Genomic DNA, 7,503 nt, shown 5'->3' with positions numbered 1-7,503 from the left:
TATTGAATCCCTTTATTTTTTGTATCAAACTATATTGATTACAATTGTTTTTCTAATTTTTCCGTTAAAACAGATTTAGGCACTGCGCCAATTTGTTTGTCAACAATTTCACCGTTTTTGAAGAATAATAAAGCAGGGATATTTCTGATACCAAAACGAACTGAAATATCTGGGTTGTTGTCTACGTTTACTTTACCAACAACAGCTTTACCTTCGTATTCGTTAGCAATTTCGTCAACCACAGGACCAACCATACGACATGGACCACACCATTCTGCCCAAAAATCGATCAACACTGGTTTATCTGCTTTTAATACAAGCTCTTCGAAGTTGCTATCTGTAATTTCTAATGCCATAATAATACTCTATTTAAATTTATTCAAAACAAATATAGCTATTTGAAGGGAATATATATCGTAATTCAAATGTAATAATATCTATACCCTATCAATTTAATTTATACTTTACACCTTCCATTTTCTCAATAGTTTCAAGTAATTCATTCGTGATTTTTATCTTCGTAGACTTTGCTGGCATTTCTACCGCAATATTGTCTTTGACATCTACAACCATGAATTTTAATGAGCAATTGGCCACTTCGCCTTCAACCACCGTAGACTCTACCAAATCATGGATCTTGTAAATCATTTCGTCATTTAATTGATGTAATGCGATTTGAATGGTAAAATTCTTCGCGAATTTGTCGCGTAGTTCTGAAAGCAACTGAATGCTTTTCAGTTCAAAACCCCAATTACCAACTTGTCGGAATCTTTCTTGCACTAATCCACGGATTTGTACAAAATAACCATCTTCTAAGTAGCTTTTGAACTTGACGTAATCTTCACCAAAAATTGCAATATCGTAGGAATCTGAGTAATCTTCAATAATGAAAGAACCGAAGGGCTTACCCGCTTTTGAGACTCTATGCGCTACATTGGCAATAATGCCGCCAATGATGATTTCTTTGTTCTTGATTTTATTAAATTCCAACAGCACTTCTTCTTCTACTTCTGAAGCTTTTACTTTATTAATAAGTTGTAGCTCCGATACTTTGTTGTGGCAGAAGTGTTCAATTTCAAATTTATAGTTGTCGAGTGGGTGAGAGGTCAAGTAAATTCCTATCACATCTTTCTCGTATTTCAATTTTTCAATTAATCCCCAAGGTTGACAAGGAGCTAAGACGGGTTCTGGTAAAGCGGTGGCAGCTCCACCTCCGAAGAGTGAGGCTTGTGCTGAATTTTCGTTCTCTTTAAATCTTTGGGCAAATTTAATCGCTTTCTCGATACCTGTTGTATTGTCACCATCCTTAAAGAAGTATTGCGCACGATGTGTATCCGTAAAACCGTCAAATCCACCCGCATATGCTAAGGATTCAAATGCTTTTTTATTCGCAGCACGTAAGTCGATACGTTTAGCAAAGTCGAAGATAGACTTATAAGGACTTTCTTCGCGTGTTTGAACGATGGTGTCCACAGCTCCAGCTCCAACACCTTTGACCGCTCCAATACCGAAACGGATCGCACCGCTTTCATTTACAGTAAATTTATAGTGCGATTCGTTGACATCAGGTCCCAATACCGTTAATCCCATGCGTTTACATTCCTCCATAAAGAACGTTACCTGTTTGATATCGTTCATGTTGTTGGAAAGAACAGCCGCCATATATTCTGCTGGATAGTGTGCTTTTAAATAAGCCGTTTGGTATGCTACCCAAGCATAACACGTGGAGTGGGATTTGTTGAAAGCGTAACTCGCAAAAGCTTCCCAGTCAGTCCAAATCTTTTCTAACACTTTTGGATTGTGGCCTTTTTCCGCTGCTTGGTTGACAAATTTAGGCTTCATTTTGTCCAGGACAGCCTTTTGCTTTTTACCCATTGCCTTACGCAAAACGTCGGCATCACCTTTGGAGAATCCCGCCAATTTTTGGGATAAAAGCATTACCTGCTCTTGGTATACGGTAATACCGTAAGTTTCTTTCAGGTACTCCTCACAAGCATCCAAGTCATAAGTAATAGGTTCAATTCCATGTTTACGCTTAATAAATGAAGGAATATATTCCATTGGGCCTGGCCGATACAAGGCGTTCATGGCAATCAAATCGGCGAAAACTGTGGGCTTCAGTTCCTTCATGTATTTCTGCATACCCGGAGATTCGTATTGGAATACCCCGATGGTTTCACCACGTTGGAAAAGCTCGTAAGTCAGTTCGTCGTCGATAGGGAAGTTGTCTGGATCTAATTCTATACCATGTCTTAAACGAACGTTGGCTACAGTATCTTTTATCAGGGTCAATGTTTTTAACCCCAAGAAGTCCATTTTTAATAAACCAGCACTTTCTACAACCGAGTTGTCAAACTGCGTAACATATAAGTCGGAATCTTTTGCTAAGGAAACAGGAACAAAATTCGTGATATCATCTGGTGTAATGATTACTCCACAGGCGTGAATACCTGTATTACGCATCGATCCTTCAAGCACCCTTGCTTGTTTTATTGTCTCAGCTTCTAAACCAGCACCATCCGCAATGGATTTTAATTTATTGACAGCTTCAAATTCTTCTGCACGAAGCACATCTTTCAATGCTTTTTCGTCCATATTGAAGATTTTGCTCAACTTCAAATTTGGAATTAGCTTCGCAATTTCGTTGGTATCTGCCAAAGGTAAATCCAATACACGGCCTGTATCCTTGATAGATGATTTTGCCGCCATCGTACCGTAAGTAATGATTTGGGCTACTTGCGAAGCACCATATTTATCAATTACATACTGCATTACGCGACCACGACCTTCATCATCAAAGTCAATATCAATATCGGGCATGGACACACGGTCAGGATTCAAGAAACGCTCAAAAAGGAGGTCGTACATGATAGGATCCAAATTGGTAATTCCCAAACAATAGGCTACTGCCGAACCCGCTGCCGAACCACGACCTGGACCAACGGATACACCCATATTTCGCGCTGCCGCAATAAAATCTTGTACAATTAAGAAATAACCTGGGTATCCAGTACGTTCAATTGTCGCTAATTCGAAATCAAGTCGTTCTACAACTTCTTCAGTTAGCTCTTTGTATCTTCTTTTCGCACCTTCATAAGTTAAGTGACGTAAAAAAGCATTTTCGCCACGTTTTCCGCCGTCCAATTCATCATCTGGGTGTTGAAATTCTTCTGGAATTTCGAATTTCGGAAGCAAGACATCACGGTTTAGCGAATAAATCTCAATTTTATCTAAAACCTCCTGAATATTGATAATAGCATCTGGTAAATCCACAAATGCCTTTTTCATCTCTTCGGCAGATTTGAAATAATACTCTTGGTTCGGCATTCCGAAACGGAAGCCACGACCACGTCCAACAGGGGTTGATAGCTTTTCGCCATCTTTTACACACAATAAAATATCGTGCGCGTGGGCATCCGCTTTGTTGACGTAGTAGGTATTGTTGGTCGCAATAAGCTTAACATTGTGCTTATTAGCCAAAGAAATTAAGGTTTCATTGACACGGTTCTCGTCTTCTTGACCATGACGCATGATTTCCATATAAAAATCATCGCCAAACTGTTCTTTCCACCACAGAAGCGCTTCTTCCGCTTGATTCTCACCTATATTTAATACCTTATTAGGGATCTCTCCTTGCAAGTTACCTGACAGAACAATTAAGTTTTCCTTGTATTGCTCTACTACAGATTTATCAATACGAGGTACATAATAAAAACCTTCTGTATAAGCGATAGAAGCCATTTTGGCTAAATTGTGATAACCGGCTTTATTTTTTGCTAAGAAAACAACTTGATAGCCATTGTCTTTGCGGGTTTTATCTTTACGATCGTCACATATGTAAAATTCACAACCTACAATAGGCTTAATGATTTGGCTTGTTGGTTCTTCTCCTGATTCAATAGCCTCTTTATTTTTCGCTTCAATCTCTTTGTTATGTCCTAAAACTTTGCTCACAAAGTGAAACGCACCCATCATATTACCATGATCGGTCATGGCAACTGCTGGCATATTATATTTTGCGGCAGCAGAAACTAAATCACCAATAGAAATGGTAGATTGTAAGACGGAAAACTGTGAATGGTTGTGCAAATGTGCAAAAGCAGCATGCTCAAGTGCCTCTAATTTCTCGGAATCAACTTCGACAACAGAATAAGATTGGTCACGGCTACGTATTGCATCCGAAGCTGCTTTTAAGTTGATATGTTTTAATCCAACCGTAGGAATTACAGACGGATTATGTTGTTTGAAATCAACGAAGTAACCTGTATCTACTTGAAGTTCTTCTGGAGTAAAAACTTCACGACGTACTAACTCAAAGAAACAGCGTGTGGTTGCTTCCACATCGGCTGTTGCATTGTGCGCTTCGGCAAAAGGAACTCCAAATAAGTAGGAGTGAAGTTCGGTCAAGTTAGGTAGTTTGTATCTTCCACCACGTCCTCCTGGCAATTTTAATAGATCGGCAGTAACTTCGGTACAGGTATCCAATACAGGCATACTTGCCATAGGAGAGTCTACACCGTAACGGTATAACTCACAGCCCATAATGTTAATATCGAAACCAATATTCTGACCTACAACAAACTTCGCTTTGGCTAGTGCTTCATTGAACTTAACCAACACATCTTGCAAAGGTACACCTTGTTCCGTCGCTAATTCTGTCGAAATACCGTGTACTTTTTCCGAGTCAAATGGAATGTTGAAGCCATCAGGTTTGATCAAATAATCCTGATGTTCGATCAGATTCCCCATAGCATCATGTAGCTGCCATGCAATCTGAATACATCTTGGCCAATTGTCTGTGTCTGTGATAGGCGCGTCCCAACGTTTCGGTAACCCCGTGGTCTCGGTGTCAAAAATTATGTACATACTCTTACTCTTCCTCGCTTAGTCAAACAAAATTACTCAAACTAAGTAGCTTTTTATAGATTAATTTCAATAGGTAAACCTTATGATTGTTATTCAATATAATAAATATTTGGACACAATAATTATGCTTTTATTAAGTTTAGATAGATCTTTTTAAAATTCAGTTGTAACATTTATTTTTAAAGTCCTTTAGGTATTCGATCAAAAAGGTTATGATTATATGTCAAACTATTTTGTAAATAAATTCTTCAATTTATTTTTGTCTAGCATTAGCAAATCCTCTGTCACTACCAACTTTTAAGAATCCGCATTTTTCTAATACTTTTTGCGACCTGAAATTGTCAAAAACCACTCTTCCGAAAATTGGTCTTTCTATTTCCGATGCTAAAAATAATTTTAGTGCATGAGTAGCAATACCTTTTCCCCAGTACTTTTTATCTATCCAATAGGTAATTTCGTTGTCTTCATGAATTATAAATTTAGAAACACTTCCTACAATATTGTTTTCAAACCAAATGGTTTGATGATTTACAGTTGAATTACTTAGTAATTTAGTGTATTTGCTTAAATATGCTTCTTCATCTGTGACATCCTCGGGCATAAATGCGGCTAAATATCCACTTTCCTCATCAAGTTGAAATTGAAACAATATAGGTAAGTCAATTATTCTTGTTGGTTTAAGTTGTATTTTAAGATTACTTGTCATTATTTTTTTTTTTTTTTGAGTAATGCCCTCTGAATTCTGTCCATTGTATGTTGCATAAGAATTATGTCTAAATTCAGTGCAGAATATAATTGTTTAAAGAATTGGCTATTTGGTAAATCAAATAAAATTAACACAATATAGAGAAATATTAATTATTGATTTTGCACTTTATGAAGAAATTTACATAAGAGAAAAGAGCAATTCTTATGAATTGCTCTTTTCTTTCTCTCTATCTTTTTTTGCCGCTTTTTCTTTTTGTTTTCGTTGGAAGTCTGCAACTTCTACAATGCGCGGTATACTGCTCTTTGGTGCCATGTTTCGTAATTTTTTGAGTTTCTTACGGTAACGTATCGCACGTATGGTTCTGTTGTCTTTGTATAAGTTCCAATTCATTAAGAGGACGGAAATTAATACAATTGCCAATCCAGCAATCTGTAATACCGTTACCTGATGGTCTGTAAAGAAATGAACCAATAATAACGCTACTATAGGATTGACATAGGCATATGTACTCACTTCTGTGGCAGGCCGAACTTGCAATAACCAGATATATGAACTGAATGCTAATATGGAACCCATCAGCACCAAATAAAGCATAGCACCCCAATCTGCTACGTGAACCTGTGTATAATCAAAGCGACTATATTCTCCAGTTAACAAAGCGACTATTGTGAAAGCAAAACCAGCAGTGACCATTTGCCAAGCTGTTTTGACCATTACATTTAAGGAAGCTTCCTTTTTCTTTTCCTTATCTACTGATTTAGGTTTTTGATTATATTTCGAATACAATGATCCTATGGTCCATCCAATAGTTCCGCATGTCAATACCAGCATGGCTGTAAGATTTTGAGAACGCTCTTCTTGTGGGATTTCATTCGTTATTAGTTGTTCTGCGAATAGCATCACCACACCTGCGAAACCAAAAAATAATCCCAAAAGGGTAGGGATGCTCGAAAAGTTTTCTTTCCACTTGGGCTTATCCAGAATAATAAACCAAATAGCCGTTGCAGCCGATAATATGGATACAATACCGCTTGAAATATATTGCTCGGACCAAATGATGGCAGCCATATCCACAAATAGTAATAAAAAACCAACAAATACAGCTTGTTTTACATCTGCTTTGTTAAAAATCTTATACCCACGCAATTTGCAATAGCCCATCAATAACGAACCTGCGATTATGAATCGAATGGATCCTAATACAAAAGGTGTGAAAGATCGCAAAGCCTCCTCAATAAAGAAAAAGGTAGATCCCCAAACGATATATACAATCAGATAGGCTACTATAATTTTGGCTAAGGATGCTTTATTTTCTTCCATTATGCTGTTTGTGTTGGAATAACTAATTTTTGTTCTTCTTTTACAGTTTCTAAAACGATAGTTGTACGGGTAGAGATGATACCTTCTATTTTTCCCAATGTGTTGCGCATCAAGTCTACTAAACCTGCAGCATCATTTGTGCGTACTTTAATTAAATAACCATCGTCTCCTGCGATATCATGCACTTCTTGCACTTCAGGTATTTCAGCTAATAAATAGGCGACACCTTGCTCGCCTATGATATCAGATGTTTTAATAAATATAAAAGAAAGTAAATTTTGGTCTAAAGCCACAGGGTTGATCTTGGCATTGTATTGTAAAATCACTTCTTTTTGCTCTAATTTCTTAACGCGTTCCAAAATAGCCGAAGGAGCCATTCCTAATTCGCGGGCTATATCTGCATTATTAGTTCTAGCATTATTTTGCATAATGCGTAATATCTGATAATCAATATGATCTAATGAAACTTCTAATTTTCCCATAATTCTGCAAAATTACAAAATTTCAGAACATAATTCAAAATTTAAATAATATTATAGAATTAAATTCAGTTTAATTCATATGGTGTATTGAAATTCGACAAATACTTTTTATAATTGATTTGCGTT

Annotated in this window: 5 protein-coding genes; all 5 read right to left on the bottom strand. The window is 37.0% G+C overall.

Annotation, left to right across the window (positions count from 1 at the left end; genetic code table 11):
- Positions 1–38: 38 nt before the first annotated feature.
- The 5 genes from trxA to G5B32_RS13905 all read right to left on the bottom strand — a co-directional run bounded on the left by trxA (position 39) and on the right by G5B32_RS13905 (position 7,377).
- Positions 39–356 carry a thioredoxin gene (gene trxA, locus G5B32_RS13925; protein ID WP_165292126.1) on the bottom strand — a complete coding sequence of 106 codons (318 nt, stop codon included), beginning with the start codon at positions 354–356 and terminating at the stop codon, positions 39–41.
- Positions 357–447: 91 nt separating this feature from the next.
- Positions 448–4,866: a DNA polymerase III subunit alpha gene (gene dnaE, locus G5B32_RS13920; RefSeq protein WP_165292125.1), complete on the bottom strand. Its 4,419-nt coding sequence runs from the start codon at positions 4,864–4,866 to the stop codon at positions 448–450.
- Between the two features lie 253 nt (positions 4,867–5,119).
- A complete protein-coding gene (locus G5B32_RS13915; RefSeq protein WP_165292124.1) occupies positions 5,120–5,572 on the bottom strand; it encodes a GNAT family N-acetyltransferase in 453 nt (150 codons plus the stop codon).
- Between the two features lie 204 nt (positions 5,573–5,776).
- The gene (locus G5B32_RS13910; RefSeq protein ID WP_165292123.1) at positions 5,777–6,895 is read right to left on the bottom strand and encodes an EamA family transporter; all 1,119 of its coding nucleotides are present in this window, start codon (positions 6,893–6,895) and stop codon (positions 5,777–5,779) included.
- Complete coding sequence (locus G5B32_RS13905; RefSeq protein WP_165292122.1) at positions 6,895–7,377, bottom strand: Lrp/AsnC family transcriptional regulator; 483 nt, start codon at positions 7,375–7,377, stop codon at positions 6,895–6,897. Before G5B32_RS13905 ends, G5B32_RS13910 begins: the two co-directional genes overlap by 1 nt.
- Positions 7,378–7,503: the final 126 nt, after the last annotated feature.

The sequence above is a fragment of the Sphingobacterium sp. SGL-16 genome (assembly GCF_011043515.1).
GTDB classification, from domain to species: Bacteria; Bacteroidota; Bacteroidia; order Sphingobacteriales; family Sphingobacteriaceae; genus Sphingobacterium; species Sphingobacterium litopenaei.
This window is presented reverse-complemented; position numbering and strand designations above follow the sequence as displayed.